Consider the following 17,207-nt stretch of genomic DNA (forward strand, 5'->3'; position numbering starts at 1 on the left):
GCAGCAATCGTTGTCAGATAGTCGGCAGGCCGTGAAGTGCCACCCCCACTATGGAACATTCCGCGAACGTTTACCAATTCTTTACGCGTTCCGGGGCAGTTTGATGTGGATAAGCAGGATCAGGAGGGCGCCGCAGGCGGGCAGGACCGCCGCCATCATCATCAGGCCGCTCAACCCGTGATCAAGCGTCAGCGCAAACAGCGGTGTGCCCAAGGCAGTGCCGACGTTGCCAAGCTGCGCCACCGCTCCGCTGGCCCGCGCCCGCCCACCGGGCGTCGCGTTCAGCGCCGGGATCGCGGCGAAGGCGGCGCCGGGAATGATTCCCATGAGCAGGAAGAAGGGCACCATCAGCGGGGCGAGGACGCCGGGAAGGGCCGCGATCAGCAGCGCCAACGGCAGACTGGCGCAGAAGGCGGAAAAGGCGAGACGCAGCGGCGCGATCCGGCGCGCCAGCACCCCCGCGAGGAAGGTGCCCGCCAGCGACATCAGCGGCAACAGGCTGCCGCCCCAGCCCAGCAGCGGAGGTACGAAGGTCAGCAGCGCCACGAATCCGAGAGTGTGCCAGACGAAGACCAGCGCCGGGGCCAGCGTCGCGGGCGTGGTGTAGATCGCCAGGTGCTCGGCCAGCAATCCGTCGCGCCGCGTGGTGCGGGGCAGCTTCACCGCGGGCATCGTCCGCCACAGCGCGCCCGCCAGTGCCCACATCAGCAGCCCGTGGAGGCAGAACAGCAGCGGCAGCGCCCCCGTTTCCAGCACCCGCGGGAAGATCAGCGCCGCCAGCGCGAAGCTGACGCCGAAGAACATGCCCCAGATCCCCATGACCACCGGCTGGTCCTTCGGGCCGGCCGCCGCCGCCATGGCCGTGGGCGCGGCGACGACGATGGTCAGGTGCGACACCCCCTCGAAGAGCCGCGTCGCGAACAGCAGCGGAAACGGCGGCAGCAGCGCCTGCACCAGCGACAGCGCGCCGCCGAGCAGCAGCGCGAGCAGCAGCATCCGCCGCGCCCCGTAGCGCGCGACGATCATCCCCGCGACCGCCCCGAACAGCACGCCCGTCACGCTGACCAGCGAGACCAGCACCGACACCCCGGCGACATCGCGTCCGTAGGCCGCCGCCACCTCGGCCAGCGTCAGCGACACCTTGCCGAACTGCGCCGCCGCCAGCAGCCCCGCCGCGAACAGCAGGGCCACACGAAGCCAGTCGGTTCGGACAAGTGCGGGCGCCATCGCGCAGCCATAGGACGCCCCCGCGGCGCAGGCAAGACGGTCGGGATTTCCGGACCTTGCCGGAAAAACGCTTCCCCGATCCCGCGCGCCGCATAAACTCCCGCCAGAGCTCAACGATTCAGGATCGACCCATGCGCCGCCTCCTCCTTCTCGCGACCCTCGCCGCAGGCCTTGCCCCCCCCCTCGCCGCAGAGGAGCGGGCGAACACCATTCTCGTTCTCGACGGCTCGGGCTCGATGTGGGGGCAGGTCGACGGCGTGAACAAGATCGTCATCGCCCGCGAGGTGGTGGGCCGGATCCTTCAGGACCTGCCCGAGGACCGGAACCTCGGCCTCACCGTCTATGGCCACCGCAGCCGCGGCGACTGCACCGACATCGAGACCATGGTGGCCCCCGCCCCCGGCACGAAGGGCGCCATCGCGGCGGCGGTGAACGGGGTGAACCCCCGCGGCAAGACCCCGATGACCGACGCGGTGATCGCCGCCGCCGAGGCGCTGCGCTATACCGAGGAGGCGGCGACGGTGATCCTCGTCTCCGACGGGATCGAGACCTGCAATCCCGACCCCTGCGCCGCCGCCCGCGCGCTGGAGCAGGCGGGGATCGACTTCACCGCCCACGTGATCGGCTTCGACGTGACCGACGACGCGGCGCTCGGCCAGATGCAGTGCATCGCGGAGGAGACCGGCGGCACCTTCCGCACGGCCGCCAACGCGGGCGAACTGGCCGAGGCGCTGACCACCGTCGCCGCCGCCCCCGCGCGCACTTCCGCCACCGAGACACCCTCCGTCACGGCCAGCGTGACCCTGCGCGCAGTGCTCGGCGACGAGAGCGGCGCGCTGCTCGGCGATCCGGTGGAGTGGACGGTGGCCGCGGGCGACAGGACGCTGGCGGAAGAACGCAGCGGCAATCCTCTGGCCCTCGACCTGGCGCCGGGGCGCTACGCCGTGCGCGCCGACAGCCTGACCGGGGAGCGCAGCGCCGAAACGAGCCTCGACATCACCGGGCCGGGCGATCTCACCGTGACCGTCGTCTTTCCCGAGGCGCTGCCCGACGCGACCCTCGCCGCCCCCGACAGCGCCGAGGCGGGGGCGCCGGTGGCGGTGGACTGGACCGGACCCGGCGAGGCGGGCGACTTCCTGGCCGTCGCCGCCCCGGGGGAGGACGCCTATGAAACCTATGCCTATGTCCGCGACGGCTCGCCCACGGCGCTGACCATGCCGACCGCACCGGGTGCCTATGAGCTGCGCTATTACCTCGAGCGCAATCGCGCCATCCTCGCCACCCGGCCGATTGCCGTGACCGAGGCCGCCGCCACGCTGACCGCGCCCGACGCCGCACCGGCGGGCTCGACGCTGCCGGTCGGCTGGAGCGGACCCGGCCACGAGGCGGACTATGTCGGGATCGGCCTGCCGGGCGACGATGCCTATGCCCACTATGCCTACACGCGCGACGGCAGCCCCGCACCGCTTCCGCTGCCCGCCGCGCCGGGCCGGTACGAGCTGCGCTATCACCTCGGGCAGGACGGCAGCGTGCTCGCCCGTCGTGCCATCGAGATCACGCCGGTCACGGCCGCCCTCGTCGCGCCGGACCGCGCCGTGGCCGGCGGGACGGCCAGCGTCGGCTGGGAGGGGCCTGGGTACGACCTGGACTACATCGCCGTGTCGCGGCCGGGCGAGGACGGGTACGAGACCTATGCCTACACCAACGGCGGCAACCCGGTGAGCCTCCAGCTGCCCGAGGCGCCGGGCCGCTACGAGCTGCGCTACGTCATGGACCGCGAGGCCACGGTGCTGGCCCGCGTGCCGCTGGAGGTGACGGCGGAGTGAGTCCCGCGCGCCGGAAGGCGGGCGATCAGAAGTGGATCGCCCGCCCGTAGGCGTCGAGCACCGACTCGTGCATCATCTCCGACAGCGTCGGGTGCGGGAAGACCGTCTGCATCAGCTCGGCCTCCGTCGTCTCCAGCGTCCGCCCGATGACATAGCCCTGGATCAGCTCCGTCACCTCGGCCCCGACCATGTGCGCCCCGAGAAGCGCGCCGGTCTTCGCGTCGAACACCGTCTTGACCAGCCCTTCCGCCTCGCCAAGCGCGATGGCCTTGCCGTTGCCGATGAAGGGGAAGCGTCCGACCTTCACCTCGTGGCCCGCCGCCTTCGCCCGCGCCTCGGTCAGCCCGACGCTGGCGATCTGCGGCTGGCAGTAGGTGCAGCCCGCGATGGCACCGGGCTCCACCGGGTGGGGATGACCGCCCGCGATCAGCTCGGCCACCATCACTCCCTCGTGCGAGGCCTTGTGCGCCAGCCACGGCGCCCCGGCGAGATCGCCGATGGCATAGATCCCCTCGACCCCGGTGCGGCAGTATTCGTCCGTCACCACGTGGGTCCGCTCGACCGTCACCCCCAGGGCTTCCAGCCCCAGGCCTTCCGTGTTGCCGACGATCCCGACGGCCGAGATCACCGCGTCGAACTCCCGCGTCTCGGCCTTGCCGTCCTTCTCGATATGCGCGGTGACGGTGCCCCTGCCCCGGTCCAGCTTCGTGACCGAGGCGCCTTCGAGGATCGTCATTCCCTGCTTCACGAACTGCTTCTTCGCGAAGGCCGCGATCTCCTCGTCCTCGACCGGCAGGATCCGCGCCAGCACCTCGACCACCGTCGTCTCGGCGCCGAGCGTGTTGAAGAAGCTCGCGAACTCGATCCCGATGGCGCCCGAGCCGATGACCAGCAGCCGCTTCGGCATCCTGGGCGGTTGAAGGGCGTGCTTGTAGGTCCAGACCAGGTCGCCGTCCGCCTCCAGCCCCGGCAGCTCGCGCGCCCGCGCGCCGGTGGCCAGGACGATCGCCGGCGCTTCCAGCACCTCCTCGCCCTTGTCGGTGGTCACGGCGACGCGGCCCGGCGCGGGCACCGTGGCCGTTCCCATCACCACCGTCACCCTGTTCTTCTTCATCAGGTGGCCGACGCCGGAGTTCAGCTGCTTCGCCACCCCCCGCGACCGCTTCACCACCGCGTCGAGGTCGAAGCCGATGCCGGAGGCGGACAGTCCGAATTCCTTCGCCCGGTGCATGAGGTGGAACACCTCGGCCGAGCGCAGCATCGCCTTGGTCGGGATGCAGCCCCAGTTCAGGCAGATGCCGCCCATGTGCTCGCGCTCGACGATGGCGACCTTCAGGCCCAGCTGCGCACCGCGGATCGCGGCGACATAGCCGCCGGGCCCCGCGCCGATCACGATCATGTCGAAGCTCTGTGACGCCATCCGGCCTGCCCTCCCCGCGATTTGGTTTAACGTTAAACCATCTGCCGGGGGGCGGCAATCGGCCCGCTCACCCCTTGGCGCCGGCGCCCTCCAGCGCGCGCACGGTGGCACCGTAGCCGCCGTTGGCCAGGAAATCCGCCTCGCCCGACTGGTTGGAGCGCGACAGCGCCTCGTTGCGGAACGGGAAGCGGCCGAAGCGGCGGATCACCTCGCGGTGCGCGCGCGAGTGCAAAAGGTTGCCCTGCCCGCTCTCGCCCATGCGGGTCAGGAACATCCTCACGCAGCGGTCCTGGTCCGACAGGCTCTCGGAATGCATCAGCGGCATGTAGAAGAACTGCCGCGCGGGCGGGTCGATCTTCATGTCCCAGCCCCGCGCGATCGCCATCTTCGCCGCCGCCAGCGCGATCGGGTCCGAGGCGAAGGCCCTGGCCTGGCCGCGGAACATGTTGCGCGGGAACTGGTCGTTCAGGATGATGTAGGCCAGCGTGCCCGAGGGGTGCGTCAGCCACAGGGCGAAGCCGCCCTCCTGCGCGCTCTGCCAGGTGGCGCCGAAACGCTCGCTCACCTCCCGGTCCAGGGCGGGATCCGCCTCGTACCATCCCTTTTCGCCGACCTCGTCCAGCCAGAAGGCCAGCACCTCGTCCGGGTTCGACATTCGCTCGACTCCTCGCTTCACCCGCCTCTCCCCGATGGAAGCGTTGCAAAGTTGCGGCGCGAACACAAGGCTCCGGCCGCGTCCGACCGCCGATCAGGCCGCATCCTGCGGCGCTTCCCCGGCCTCGTCCTGCTCGACCGCCCATTCCTGCGCGGCTTCGAGCGCCACCGGCGAGGCGGTGGGCAGCACCTTGATGTAGGCCGAGCTTTCGTCGGCCGAAGGCGCCGGGCGCTGCGTCATCCGGTAGAGCGCATAGACCCCGAGCAGCAGCGTCAGCACCATCATGAACACCCAGAACCCGGCGGGCCCGATCAGCCCCATGGCCCAGCCCGTCGTCACCGGCCCGGCGATGGCGCCGACGCCGTTGATGAACAGCAGCCCGCCCGAGGCCGCCGCCATGTCCTCGCGCTGGAGATAGTCGTTGGTGTATGCGATCAGCAGCGCATAGAGCGGGTTCGACACGCCGCCGATCACGAAACCGACCCCCAGAAGCACGACATAGACGTGCCCCAGCGTCGCGCCGGTGGCGGTGGCCGCGGCCCCGACCAGGGCGAGGGCGCAGATCAGGATCCGCCGGTCCACCCGGTCCGAGATCCAGCCGATCGGGTACTGCACCACCAGCCCACCGACATAGATCGTCGCGATGAAGAGCGAGATCTCGGGCACGCTCAGCCCCGCCTGCGTGCCATAGACCGAGGCCATCCCGAACTGGGCCGAGAAGATGCCGCCAAGCAGGAACATTCCGATGCACCCCAGCGGCGAGGCGGTGTAGAGCGCCCTGAGGCTCATCGGCTTCGTCGTCTCGAAGGCGGGCGTCGGGTTTGCCGCCAGCAGGATCGGCGCGAAGGAGATCGACACCAGCACCGAGGGCACGACGAACAGCACGAAGCCCGAGGGGTCGCCCAGCACCACGATCCCCTGCGCCGAGATGATCCCGAGCATCTGCACGATCATGTAGAGGCTCAGCGACTGGCCCCGCGTCTCGTTCGTGGCGGCGTTGTTCAGCCAGCTCTCGGCGGTGACGTAGACCGCCGAGAAGCAGAAGCCGATCAGGACGCGCAGCCCGACCCAGACCCAGGGATCGGTGATCGTGGGATAGAGGATCAGGATCGCCGAGATGAACGATCCGAGGGCGGCGAAGACCCGGACATGGCCGACCCGCCGGATCATCTCGGGCGCCCGGCGCGAACCGCCGAGGAAGCCGAGGAAGTAGGCCGACATGATCACCGACATCTCGAAGGTGCTGAACCCCTCGATGCTGCCGCGCACGCCCAGAAGCGTGCCCTGCAGCCCGTTGCCGACCATCAGCAGGCCCATGCCCAGCAAGAGCGGCCAGGAGCTGCGCAAAACGTTCAGCATGTCCGCGTCCTCTGCCCCGGATCTTGACGGCCCCGCCCCCTCGCGCGCACGGCAGGCGCGCGGGCGACTCAGGCCCGTCCTTCTCGGGCGGGCGGTATCAGAAGCGATGCATCGCCGTAAGAGAAAAAGCGGTAGTTTTCGGCGATCGCATGGGCATAGATGTCGCGGATCGTCTGCATTCCCATCAGCGCCGAGACCAGCATCATCAGCGTCGACTTCGGCAGGTGGAAGTTGGTCATCAGCGCATCGGCCAGGCGGAACCGGAAACCCGGGGTTATAAAGATGTCCGTCGCCCCTTCCCAGGGGGCGATGACGCCCTCCGCCACCGCCGCGCTCTCGATCAGGCGCAGCGCGGTCGTGCCCACCGGCACGATCCGCCCGCCCGCCCGCACGGTGGCGTTGATCTCCTCCGCCGCCGCCTCGCCGACCTCGCCCCACTCGGCATGCATCCGGTGCTCGGCGATGTCGTCGACCTTCACCGGCAGGAAGGTGCCCGCCCCCACGTGCAGCGTGACATGGGTCGTCTCCACCCCCCGCGCCGCCAGCGCCGCCATCAGCCTGTCGTCGAAGTGGAGCGAGGCGGTCGGCGCCGCCACCGCCCCCACCCGCTTCGCCCAGAGCGTCTGGTAATCCTCGCGGTCCTGCGCATCCGCCGCGCGGCGGGCGGCGATGTAGGGCGGCAGCGGCATCTGTCCCGCCTGCTCCAGCGCCGCGTCGAAGTCGCCGCCTGCGACGTCGAAGACCAGCAGCGCCGTGCCTCCGTCCTCGCGCCCCGCCACCCGGGCCGAGAGGGTGTCCGAGAAAACCACCGTCTCCCCGTCGCGCAGCTTCTTCAACGGCTTCACCAGCGCCCGCCAGGCGCCATCGGGCGCCGCCTCCAGCAGCGTGACCTCGATCCGCGCCGCCGTGCGCCCCTCGGCCCCGTCGCGGAAGCGCAGCCCCGAGAGCCGGGCCGGGATCACCTTCGTGTCGTTCAGCACCAGCCGGTCGCCGGGCCTCAGCCAGGCGGGCAGGTCCATCACCCCCTGGTCGACGATCCGCCCGCCCTCGGCCACCAGCATCCGCGCCGAGGAGCGCGGCCGCGCGGGCCGGGTCGCGATCAGCCGCTCGGGCAGGTCGAAGTCGAAATCCGAAAGCTTCATGTCCGCCTTCTGCGCCCGCTTCCGGGTGCCGTCAACCGTCCGCCACGCGCTCCATCCCCTCCCCACACCCCTCCCATCTTTGCTTCCCAAATATCCCGGGGTCCGGGGCAGAGCCCCGGGGGCCTGCCGCACGCACCACCCTCGCTCCGGCGCACCCCCGGGGTCCGGGGCAGAGCCCCGGGGGGCCCGCCACACCCCCTAACGCCGTTCCGGAGGCGCCCGCCGGAACAGCTCGCGGAACATGCCCGGCGTCAGGATCGACAGCGGGTTGACCGAGACATCGGGGCGCGCGGCCGGTCCCTTCAGGGTGAAGTTGAAGCCGAACAGCCCCTCGCCCCTGCGGGTCAGGAAAGAGCCGATCGAGTTCAGCAGGTAGACCGGCGAGATCACCCCCTGCATGTCCACCCGCTTGGAGCCGAGGTCGTAGACCCCGTCGAGCGAGATCCCGAGCGACGCGCCCACCGCGCTGCCGCGGTAGAGGATCAGCTGCGCCGGGGTCAGGCGGAAGTCTGCGCGGGTCTCGTCGAAGACCAGGCCGTCGCCGTTCAGCTGCTCGAGCAGCCCGACGACCGAGATCGCGCCCAGCAGGTCCGCCACCGCGGGTGCGCCGCGGATCCGCGCCCGCCCGACCTTCAGGTTGCCGTCGTAGGTGCCGGGGGCGCCGGTCGGCACCAGCAGCACCTCCAGCGGCCCGTCATGGGCGTTCTTCACCAGCCCCGCGTCGCGCAGCACGCCCCCCGCATCCGCCGCGCGCAGCCGCACCGTCACGCCCCGCGGCCCCCCGGCCAGCTCGCCCTGCACCGGGGTGCCCCCGTTCACCCGCGCGGTGAAGGCGCCCGAGGTCGCCCGCCCCGCCGCCAGTTCCAGACGGAAGCCGGTCAGCGCGATTCCTTCCGTCATCTGCAACCGCTCGAGCGCCACCGACACCGGACCCCGGGCGCCGCCCCCGCCGCCGCCGGAGCCGCCGAGGCCCTGCACCGCCTGCCGGAAATCCGCGCTGCCGCCCTCCACCGAGACCGCGGGCGCCGCCCCGGATCCACGGCCCGCCAGCGTCACCGGCGCGTCGAGCCAGCCGTTCAGCCGCACCCGGCCGAAGCGCGCCCGCTCCAGTCCGCCGCCGCCGGGCTTCAACGTGATCGATCCCGACGCCGACAGCCCCGGCGCCTCCAGCGCGATCGCGTCGACCCTGGGCGTGTCCCCCAGCGTCGCGGAAAGATCCAGCCGTCCCGTCGCGCCCGCCGGTTTCGACCAGCCCACGGCGTCGAGCGACAGGCGCACCCCGGCCAGGTCCGAGCCCAGCGTCAGCGCGGGCGCCGCCCCCTTCCGAAGGTCCACCGTCACGTCGCCAAACCCGCGCCCGGTGACCATGCCCTCGGGCAGCCCAAGGCCCAGCCGCTTGACCGTCGCGCCCGAAAGCTCCACCTGCCCCTTCACCTGGCTCGCGCCCCGCTCCTCGCCCGCGAGCGCCAGCCGCCAGCGCCCGCTCAGCGGCACGCCGTCCAGCGTCGCGCGTCCCGACAGCACCACCGCCTCGCCGCTCACCTCGGCGTCGAGGCTCTCGGCCGCCAGCATCCGCCCCGGCACGATCCGGTCCGACCTCAGCCCGTCGAGCCGCCCGGAGGCCGCGATGTCCACGTCCTCCAGCCGGTTGCCCTTCTGCAGGAAGAGCCCCAGCCGCGCCTCGGCGGCGACATGCGCGTCCACCATGTCCGGCCCCCGGGGGCTGTCCTTCAGCAGGTTCAGCGGTTCGCTGTCGAGCAGCGACAGAAGCGCCGTCGCGCTGCCGTCCGCGGCGATGGTGAACTCGCCCCGCGCCGGTTTCCGCTTCGTGTCGGGCACCACCATCCGGGTGCCCGACAGGTCCAGCGGCCCGCCGACGGGCGGCGTCACCTGCCCCCGGTCCACCACCAGCGCGAAGCGGTCGTCGCCGACCGAGGCGAAGCCGGCCGCGCCGGTGACGGGGGGCAGGCCGGGCAGGAAGCTCACCTCCGCCCCCTCGTAGGAAAAGGTCGCCGCCAGCTTCGGCTTCTCCCCGGGCGGCTTGCGGATCCCCCCGGCCAGCCCCAGGAGCCGACCGGCGGCGACGTTGCGGTCCAGCCATTCCCGCGTCTTCTCCGCCCCCGGCAGCGGCCAGAGCGCCGGCGGGCGGCGCGCGGGCACCGCCTCCGCCGTCAGGTCAACCGCCACGTCCCAGCCCCGCGGCGTCGCGTCGGCCCGCCCGCGCGCGACATAGCTGCGCGGCGGCGCCTCCGCGTCCTCGCCGGCCTCGCGCAGCACCACTTGGCCGATGTCGAGACCGAAGGGCGAAAGCCGCATCCGCACGTCCGCCGCCCCCGCCTCGAAGGCGAGCGGCCCCTCGAACAGGCCGAGCGGCGCCAGTTCCAGCCGTTCGAGCTGCATCTGCGCCACCAGCGCCGAGGGGCGGCCGCGGGCATCGGGGCTGCGCAGGTAGGCGTGACCGCTCAGCGCGGCGCTCAACGCCTCGCTCTCGACCGAGATCTGGCTGAACGAGATCTTCTTCTCGGCGGCGCGGTAGGTGAAATAGGTCTTGGCGCTGTCGAAGTTCAGGGGCTCGGTCTCCGGGCGCGGCTGCACCTTGCCGCGGCCGAACTCCAGCGTGCCCGCCAGGTCCTCCAGCGCGCCGTCGCGGTCCAGCCGCGCGCGGAACGCGCCCGAGATCGGCGCGTCCAGCACCTCGAGGAAGGCCAGCACCGGTGCCTGGGCCGCGATGTCGCGGGCGGCGACGTTCTGCACGTTGGCCGTCACCGCCGCGCCCGAGCCGTCCCGGGTCGAGCGCAGGGACAGCTGCAGGAAGGCCCGCTCGTCCGTGCCGTTGAACACCTCCGCGTTCGGCGCCACGTCCAGCCCCTCGTCGCTGCGCCTCAACCCAAGGCGCCCGCCGCTCACCGACCAGACCCGGGCCGAGCGCGCGTCTTCCAGCGTCACGTCCAAGCCATCGACCTCGACCCGGGCGAGGCGGCTCAGCGCGCCCTCGCCGAAGGCCTCCTCCAGCGCGGCGAGGATCGCCCCGATCCCCGGAAAGGCCCGGGGTTCGCCGCCGAAGGACAGCAGGAACCCGCCGTCGGGCCCCCGCCGCAGCACCACGTTGGCCCCGTCGAGCTCCAGCGCCCGGGGGGCCAGCTTCCGCTCCAGCAGGGCGGCCGGGTCGAAGGCGACCCGCACCCGGTCGAGCTGGGCGATGTCGGTGCCGTCTGCATTGGTCAGCGCGACGTCGAGCAGCGTCAGCCGCGGCACGCCGCCCCGGTCCACCCGGAGCGAGATTCCGCCCAGGTCCACCGCGCCCCGCGCCAGCCCCTCGTTCAGCCGCGCCTCGATGCGACCGGTGATCCAGTCCGGCAGGCGCATCGGCCGGTCGGTCAGCGCGAGGGTCAGCACCGCCAGCAGAACCGCCACCACCGAGAGGCGGAACAGCCAGCGCGCCATGCGCAGCGCGGCGCGGCGCAGCGGACGTCCGGGCGCGCCGGGGCGCAGCCCCCGCGCCGCGGCAGCCTGTGGCGGCAGTCCCCTCATCTCGCGCCGATGCCGCCTTCCATGTCGCCCCGTTCCGCCCTTTCCGCAGCCCCGCCCTTTATCTTCGCCCGCCCGCGCCTAAAACAAAACCGTCATTCCCCGGCGAAAGGATCACGAGACCATGAGCGCAGACCTGACCGGCCAGCCCGCCCCCGACTTCACCCTGCCCCGCGACGGCGGCGGCACCGTCACCCTCTCGGGGATGAAGGGGCGCAAGGTCGTGCTCTACTTCTACCCCAAGGACGACACCTCCGGCTGCACGAAGGAGGCCGTCGCCTTCACCGAGCAGGCCGCCGCCTTCGACGCGGCGGGCGCCACGGTCCTCGGCGTCAGCAAGGACAGCGTGGCGAAGCACGACAGGTTCCGCGACAAGCACTCCCTCGGGATCGCGCTGCTCTCCGACGAGAACGAGCAGGTCTGCGAGGCCTACGGCGTCTGGGCCGAGAAGAGCATGTACGGCAAGACCTACATGGGCATCGAACGCTCGACCTTCCTGATCGGCGAGGACGGCACGGTCCTGCGCGAATGGCGCAAGGTGAAGGTCCCCGGCCACGTCGAGGAGGTGCTCGACGCCGTCAGGGCCGCCTGAGGCCCGGCCCGCGCGACGGCGCACCCCCCTCGAAGCCGAGGGGCGACCGGACCCGCGCCCATCCTCCCCCGCACCCCCTCCATCTTTGCTTCCCAAATATACTCGGGGGTCGCCATTTTTGCGCCATTGGTGCAAGCACAATGGCGACGGGCAGACAGCCCCCGGTCCCGCACCCTCCATTCCCGCGCGACGCTTCCCCGCCAGCACCGGATCGGCCCCAGAATTGATTAGGCCCCGCGCCCCGGCGCGCTTAACCTCCTCTCACGGCCCGCCCGCAGCCTGCGGGCAGCCCATCGGGAGGAGACCACATGAACCGCATGCGTTTCGGCATATTCCTGGCGCCGTTCCACAAGCCCGGGATCAACCCAACCCTCGCGCTCCAGCAGGATCTCGACCTCGTGCAGTGGCTCGACCGCTGCGACTACGACGAGGTCTGGTTCGGCGAGCATCACTCGGCAGGCTCCGAGATCTCGGCCAACCCCGCCCTGATGATCGCCACCGCGGCCGAGCGGACCCGGCGCATCAAGCTCGGCACGGGCGTCGTCTCGGTCAGCTACCACAACCCGCTCTGGGTGGCCGAGGACCTGGTGCAGCTCGACCACCTGACGCGGGGCCGGGTGATGCTGGGCCTTGGGCCGGGATCGCTGCCGACCGACGCCGCCATGATCGGCCTGTCCCAGAAGGACACCCGCGGCCTCCTCGCCGACGGGATCGACATCATCACGCGGCTGCTGCGCTCGGACGAGCCGGTGAACTTCGAGAACGACCGCTGGGTGCTGAAGGACGCGCGGCTGCACCTGCGCCCCTACTCGAACTTCGACATCGCCACCGCCGCCGTCGCCTCGCCCACGGGGCCGAAGCTCGCCGGCAGGTACGGCACCGGCCTCATCTCCATCGGCGCGACCACGGCCGCGGGCTTCGACGCCCTCGCGCTCCACTGGGACGTGATCGAGGAGGAGGCGAAGCACTGGAAGCAGCAGGTCAGCCGCGACAAGTGGCGCCTCGTCGGCCTCTGCCACATCGCCGAGACGACCGAGCAGGCGCGCCGCGACGTCGAGTACGGGATCGAGCACTGGTTCAACTACTTCCAGGAGATCGCCGCCTTCCCGCAGATGTCGATGCCCGGCCAGAACGCCAAGGAGATGATCGACTTCATCAACGATTCGGGCTTCGGCGCCATCGGCACCCCCGAGATGTGCCGCGCCCAGATCGAACGGCTCTGGACCCAGTCGAACGGCGGCTTCGGAGCCTACCTGATGCTGGCCCACAACTGGGCGAACTTCGAGGCGACCAAGCGCAGCTACAACCTGATCGCGCGCGAGGTCTTCTCGCATTTCCAGGGCCAGCACATGTCGACCATGAATGCCGCCGCCCGCGCCCAGAAACTGCGCCCCGAACTGGCCGAGATCCACGCCAAGGCCGTGGAAACCGCCCAGGCCAACTACGCCGCCGAGAAGGAAGGCCGCAAGGCCACGGCCGCCGAGTGAGGCCGCGGCAGGGCGGCGCCTCAGGCCCCGCCCTGCCAGACCGCCGAAGCCGCACCGATCGCCCCGACAAGGATCAGGCTCAGCGCCCAGACCACGTCGAGGTTGAACCAGCTCCGCCTCAGGAACTGCATCCCGAGCCACAGGTACATCCCCACCGCCAGCGCGCCGCCCGACAGCGTCATCGCCGCCGTGTGCACCGCCGCGACCGTCACCGCGGCGCCGAGCGTGCCCGCCATCAGCGCCCCCGCCGCCCGGTGCGCCGCGTCGGGATCGCCGCAGATCCCGAGGTAGATCGGCACCAGCATCAGCCCCGCCCCGTGGGCCATGGCGGCGAGGAACGACCACAGCACCAGCCGCCCCGGCGGGATGCGCGCCAGGATGCGCGGATGCCGCCGGTTCAACAGCAGGTACACCCCCATCGCGATCACCAGCAGCCCCGCGCCGAGGCGCAGCGCCCGCTCCCATTCCACCAGCGTCGACATCAGCGAGAAGGGCAGCAGGATCGCCCCCATGGCCAGAAAATGCCCCGCTGCCAGCAGCGCCAGCGCCCGCGCCAGCGCCGCCCCCCGCTGCTCCATCAGCGCGGCCGAGACGGCCAGCGGCCAGCCCATCCCGGGGTTCACCCCGTGGTAGACGCCCGACACCACGACGGCCCCCCAGAGGGCCGCCGTGCTCATGCTCTCCACGGCTCAGACGTTGGGATAGCAGAAGCTGTCGGTGGAACAGTCGCCCCCTTCCAGCCGGATCTGGTGCGCGCGGTATCCTTTCGGGAAGTCCACCCAGAAGTCGTTCAGCGTCAGCCCCCCGTTCGGCCCCACCTCGGCGCAGACCATCGCCGCGCCGCGGTCGCCCGGATAGAACTGGTCGTCCCAGGTCGAATACAGCGAGTTGGTCCAGTACACCCTCTTTCCGTCCCGGCTGACCTCCACCATCTGCGGGCCATAACCGAAGTCCTTCCCGTTCGGGTGCTTCGCCTTCCTCACGATCCCGCCGATCTCGACCTTGCCCGCCAGCTTCGGGTTCATCGGGTCCGACACATCGTACTGGTGCATCTCCCCGAGCCCCCAGCAGGCGACATAGAGGAACCGGTCGTCGAGGCTCAGGTCGATGTCCGTCACCAGCGGCGGCACGGCCCCGAACCCCTTCAGAAGATCCGGCAGGTCGTCCGCCTCGGCCGGGACAGGATCGATGGTGATGACCTTCTTCGCCTCGAAGCTGCCGTCCTCCTTCCGCCACCAGGTGAAGATCGCGCCCTGCAGGTTCGTCGTGTCCACCACCACCCCGCAGAAGCCGTACTGCTTGGCCGGGTCGTGGGCGGGCCGGATCTCCAGCGCCATCTGGTGATTTGCCCCGAGATCAATGGATTGCACGCACTTCCTCGCGCGGAGGTCCCAGAAGTGGATCGTGTGCCCGTACTTGTTCGAAAGCAGATCCTCCGGCACCACGCCGTTCTCGAACTGCGGCGGCAGGCCCCACTCGGAACTCACCATGTAATCCCGCGGCAGGTTCCACCAGAAGTCATAGTGCTTGTCCTGGATCCCCCGGTCCATCTCGTAGCGCCCGAGGATGTCGAAGGTCTCGCAATCCATGATGAAGATGCCCGGAGGCCCGTCGGTCCCGTCCGCGCCGCCGCCCCCGAGCGTCGAGACGTAGATCCCCTCCGGCCCGCAATGGATGGTGTGCGGCCGCGAATAGCCGGTCTTCGCGAACAGTTCCTCCGGCTCGATGATCCTGTGGATCTTCGCCTTCAGCGGCTCCTTCACGTCGATCACGTAGATCCGCGAGGACCGGATGCCGGGAATGATGAGGTAGCGGCGTTCGAGGAAGGCATGCCCCGTCAGCGGCGACAGCGCCGAGGAACAGGCGTTCCAGCCGAAATGGTGGAACTCGTCCCCCCTGTTCGGCATGAACAGCGAATGGACGATCTTCCCGTACCTTTTCGAGGCCGGGTCGACGTCGATCACCGCCAGCCCGTCGGGCTGCGAGCCGTCGGGCGACAGCAGCAGGGTAAAGGCCAGGGTCTCGACCGGGGCCTGCATGGCCATCTTCGCGGTGGGATGGAAGGTCGGGTCGGGTCTGAGGTTCATCGGCGGAGTCCTCCCGTAATGCGGCCCGTCGCGGGGCCGCGGCTTCGGCATGTCGAACGGCCGCCGGGAACCGCTCCCGTCCCCGACGGCCTGCCCCGACTGTCGCCGATTCCCGGCAACCGGCCAAACGATTTCACCGATGAAAGGACCTCGGCGGGACGCCCGGAGCACGGTTGCCCCGGCGCGGCCCGCGCGCCCTAGAGCGGCAGGAATCCGGTCCGCTGCGCCGCCGCGATTTCCTCGGGGCTCAGCAACCCGTCGCCGTCGCTGTCCATGGCCACGAAGGCGGACTCCGTGGTCTCGGGATAGACCGCCAGCACCTCGTCGAAGGTCACGCTGCCGTCGCCGTTGGCGTCGAGCGCGGACTCGGCAAGACACGGCGCGGCCAGGGCCAGCACCGCGGCGGCGGAAACAAGCGTCGTCTTCATGGTCGTTCTCCATCGTGTGGCACCGGGGGACCGGCACGGACCGCCCGGCGCCATGTTCCACGTTCCGCGAACGGGGACCGCGAGCCTCTGCCCCGCCGGCCCCGGCGCGCGATTCCCCGCCCGCCGCGCGAGTCGGGACAGGCGCCCCGCCGCCCGCAAAGTCCCCCGGCGGCACCGCGGCCCCGTCTGCGCGGAAACCCGGCGCAGCGGGCGACGCACCCGGCGCCTTCCCGCCCATCGGCACGGGCGAATCGCGGGGGCGGCGCAAGTCCGGTTTCCCCTGCCTGACGCAAGGGCACCCCCCGTGATACCATCGCCCAAGCGATCACCCCCGGGAGAAGCGTCGATGGCCGCGCAGCGCAGCGCCCTCTGGCCCCATGGCACCCTCGCCGCCCTCGGCGCCGCGGCGGGCGCCTTCCTGGTCGGGCTGCTGCTGCTTCTCGCCATCCGCTCGGGCACCGGCTGGCCCGATCCGGCGGCCCTGAACCTCGCGGTGCTGGTGCTGCTGCTGGCCAGCCTCGCGCCCCTCGTCCTCTGCCTGCTCGACTTCCTGGCCGCCAACCGCGCCGTCGTCGGCTCGACATGGTTCAACCTCGACCTCAGCCGCGTCGCCCCCTCCCCCGCGCCCGCGGCCATCGAAACCGTCTTCGTGCCCGCCAACCTCGGCCAGCCCGGAGAGCTGGTCTCCGACAGCGCGCCGATGGAGATCATGGACGCGCTGCGCCGCGCCTCGGGCCAGCCCTTCGCGATCATCGACATCGCCGACGGCTCCGCCTGGTGGGTGACGCGGCTTCTGGCCTTCAGCGCCGGGGCGCAGCGGCGCGGGGCGCCCGAGGCCATCGTCTTCACCGGCAGCCGCGGCGGCCTGCCCGGCCGCTTCCTCGGCTGGGCGCCGCCCGCAGCGGTTCTGGAGCGGATCCTGGCCGACCGCCCCGTCTACCGCGCCCGCTACGACGGCGCGGTGCGGATCGCGCGGTTCCTCGACCTCTTCGGCCGCATGGACGTGCCCGGCCTCGCCCTGCCCGGCGAGGTGATGCGCTATGCCACGCCGCCGACCGACTACCGCGATCTCGGGGCGGCGGCGCTGGAGCAGATCGTGATGGACCGCCTCGCGCAGATCGGCATCGATGCCGAGGGCTCGCTCGAACAGCCGCCGGACCGGCTGACCCTCGCGCGGCTCCACGCCCTGTTCGACCCCGTGCTGGTGACCGAGAGCAGCGACACCGGCAGTCCGGCGGCGGCGCGGGTCGAGGCCCTGCTGAAGACCCCCTGGCCCTTCCTGGCGCTGACCGAGGACGGCGCCTTCCGCGCCATGGTCCGGCGCAGCGACGCCGAACGCGCCCTGCTCGCGCAGCTCGTCGCGCAGTCCGCGCGCGGTGCGTGACGCGGATCGGCGAGGAGACTGCACGCCGGGTGATTCGCCGCACGGTTGCGCGTTCCAGATCCGGTACGCCTG

At 71.3% G+C, this 17,207-nt stretch carries 13 protein-coding genes; 4 read left to right on the forward strand and 9 right to left on the reverse strand.

The window, feature by feature from the left end:
• Positions 1-81 precede the first annotated feature (81 nt).
• Positions 82-1,227, reverse strand: a complete 1,146-nt coding sequence (locus A7B20_RS18600; RefSeq protein WP_102110091.1) for an MFS transporter — start codon at positions 1,225-1,227, stop codon at positions 82-84.
• A 131-nt stretch (positions 1,228-1,358) separates the two neighbouring features.
• On the opposite strand from A7B20_RS18600, the gene A7B20_RS18605 reads away from it, so the two are divergent.
• On the forward strand, positions 1,359-3,053 hold the full coding sequence (locus tag A7B20_RS18605) for a VWA domain-containing protein (protein WP_102110092.1): 1,695 nt from the start codon (positions 1,359-1,361) through the stop codon (positions 3,051-3,053).
• Between the two features lie 25 nt (positions 3,054-3,078).
• Here the strand turns inward: A7B20_RS18605 and lpdA are convergent, their stop codons facing one another.
• The 5 genes from lpdA to A7B20_RS18630 form a co-directional block, all read right to left on the reverse strand.
• Positions 3,079-4,473, reverse strand: coding sequence for a dihydrolipoyl dehydrogenase (gene lpdA, locus A7B20_RS18610; protein WP_102110093.1), 1,395 nt, complete (start codon positions 4,471-4,473; stop codon positions 3,079-3,081).
• A gap of 67 nt (positions 4,474-4,540) precedes the next feature.
• The gene (locus tag A7B20_RS18615; RefSeq protein WP_102110094.1) at positions 4,541-5,128 is read right to left on the reverse strand and encodes a DUF924 family protein; all 588 of its coding nucleotides are present in this window, start codon (positions 5,126-5,128) and stop codon (positions 4,541-4,543) included.
• A gap of 93 nt (positions 5,129-5,221) precedes the next feature.
• Positions 5,222-6,487 carry an MFS transporter gene (locus tag A7B20_RS18620; RefSeq protein WP_102110095.1) on the reverse strand — a complete coding sequence of 422 codons (1,266 nt, stop codon included), beginning with the start codon at positions 6,485-6,487 and terminating at the stop codon, positions 5,222-5,224.
• Positions 6,488-6,555: 68 nt separating this feature from the next.
• Positions 6,556-7,629, reverse strand: a complete 1,074-nt coding sequence (gene queA, locus A7B20_RS18625; protein WP_102110096.1) for a tRNA preQ1(34) S-adenosylmethionine ribosyltransferase-isomerase QueA — start codon at positions 7,627-7,629, stop codon at positions 6,556-6,558.
• Between the two features lie 198 nt (positions 7,630-7,827).
• Positions 7,828-11,160, reverse strand: a complete 3,333-nt coding sequence (locus tag A7B20_RS18630; RefSeq protein WP_157937727.1) for a hypothetical protein — start codon at positions 11,158-11,160, stop codon at positions 7,828-7,830.
• A gap of 121 nt (positions 11,161-11,281) precedes the next feature.
• Between A7B20_RS18630 and bcp the strand changes: the two genes are divergently transcribed.
• Together bcp and A7B20_RS18640 are read left to right on the forward strand one after the other, a co-directional pair.
• On the forward strand, positions 11,282-11,749 hold the full coding sequence (gene bcp / locus A7B20_RS18635; RefSeq protein WP_102110098.1) for a thioredoxin-dependent thiol peroxidase: 468 nt from the start codon (positions 11,282-11,284) through the stop codon (positions 11,747-11,749).
• 308 nt (positions 11,750-12,057) lie between these two features.
• The gene (locus A7B20_RS18640; RefSeq protein ID WP_102110099.1) at positions 12,058-13,236 is read left to right on the forward strand and encodes an LLM class flavin-dependent oxidoreductase; all 1,179 of its coding nucleotides are present in this window, start codon (positions 12,058-12,060) and stop codon (positions 13,234-13,236) included.
• Between the two features lie 20 nt (positions 13,237-13,256).
• Here A7B20_RS18640 and A7B20_RS18645 read toward each other — a convergent pair whose 3' ends face one another.
• The 3 genes from A7B20_RS18645 to A7B20_RS18655 all read right to left on the reverse strand — a co-directional run bounded on the left by A7B20_RS18645 (position 13,257) and on the right by A7B20_RS18655 (position 15,751).
• Positions 13,257-13,913 carry a hypothetical protein gene (locus tag A7B20_RS18645; protein WP_102110100.1) on the reverse strand — a complete coding sequence of 219 codons (657 nt, stop codon included), beginning with the start codon at positions 13,911-13,913 and terminating at the stop codon, positions 13,257-13,259.
• 12 nt (positions 13,914-13,925) lie between these two features.
• Positions 13,926-15,323, reverse strand: coding sequence for a selenium-binding protein SBP56-related protein (locus A7B20_RS18650; RefSeq protein ID WP_102110101.1), 1,398 nt, complete (start codon positions 15,321-15,323; stop codon positions 13,926-13,928).
• Positions 15,324-15,520: 197 nt separating this feature from the next.
• Positions 15,521-15,751: an EF-hand domain-containing protein gene (locus tag A7B20_RS18655; RefSeq protein ID WP_102110102.1), complete on the reverse strand. Its 231-nt coding sequence runs from the start codon at positions 15,749-15,751 to the stop codon at positions 15,521-15,523.
• Between the two features lie 346 nt (positions 15,752-16,097).
• Here A7B20_RS18655 and A7B20_RS18660 point away from each other — a divergent pair, with 346 nt between their 5' ends.
• Positions 16,098-17,135, forward strand: a complete 1,038-nt coding sequence (locus tag A7B20_RS18660) for a hypothetical protein (RefSeq protein WP_102110103.1) — start codon at positions 16,098-16,100, stop codon at positions 17,133-17,135.
• The last annotated feature ends 72 nt before the right edge of the window (positions 17,136-17,207 follow it).

The sequence above is a fragment of the Oceaniglobus roseus genome, assembly GCF_002869745.1.
GTDB lineage: Bacteria > Pseudomonadota > Alphaproteobacteria > Rhodobacterales > Rhodobacteraceae > Oceaniglobus > Oceaniglobus roseus.

Bases quoted from the DNA above. Each gene is read 5' to 3' on its own strand.
- A7B20_RS18600 (WP_102110091.1), bottom strand. From the start codon at position 1,227: ATGGCGCCCGCACTTGTCCGAACCGACTGGCTTCGTGTGGCCCTGCTG.
- A7B20_RS18605 (WP_102110092.1), top strand. From the start codon at position 1,359: ATGCGCCGCCTCCTCCTTCTCGCGACCCTCGCCGCAGGCCTTGCCCCC.
- lpdA (WP_102110093.1), bottom strand. From the start codon at position 4,473: ATGGCGTCACAGAGCTTCGACATGATCGTGATCGGCGCGGGGCCCGGC.
- A7B20_RS18615 (WP_102110094.1), bottom strand. From the start codon at position 5,128: ATGTCGAACCCGGACGAGGTGCTGGCCTTCTGGCTGGACGAGGTCGGC.
- A7B20_RS18620 (WP_102110095.1), bottom strand. From the start codon at position 6,487: ATGCTGAACGTTTTGCGCAGCTCCTGGCCGCTCTTGCTGGGCATGGGC.
- queA (WP_102110096.1), bottom strand. From the start codon at position 7,629: ATGAAGCTTTCGGATTTCGACTTCGACCTGCCCGAGCGGCTGATCGCG.
- A7B20_RS18630 (WP_157937727.1), bottom strand. From the start codon at position 11,160: ATGAGGGGACTGCCGCCACAGGCTGCCGCGGCGCGGGGGCTGCGCCCC.
- bcp (WP_102110098.1), top strand. From the start codon at position 11,282: ATGAGCGCAGACCTGACCGGCCAGCCCGCCCCCGACTTCACCCTGCCC.
- A7B20_RS18640 (WP_102110099.1), top strand. From the start codon at position 12,058: ATGAACCGCATGCGTTTCGGCATATTCCTGGCGCCGTTCCACAAGCCC.
- A7B20_RS18645 (WP_102110100.1), bottom strand. From the start codon at position 13,913: ATGAGCACGGCGGCCCTCTGGGGGGCCGTCGTGGTGTCGGGCGTCTAC.
- A7B20_RS18650 (WP_102110101.1), bottom strand. From the start codon at position 15,323: ATGAACCTCAGACCCGACCCGACCTTCCATCCCACCGCGAAGATGGCC.
- A7B20_RS18655 (WP_102110102.1), bottom strand. From the start codon at position 15,751: ATGAAGACGACGCTTGTTTCCGCCGCCGCGGTGCTGGCCCTGGCCGCG.
- A7B20_RS18660 (WP_102110103.1), top strand. From the start codon at position 16,098: ATGGCCGCGCAGCGCAGCGCCCTCTGGCCCCATGGCACCCTCGCCGCC.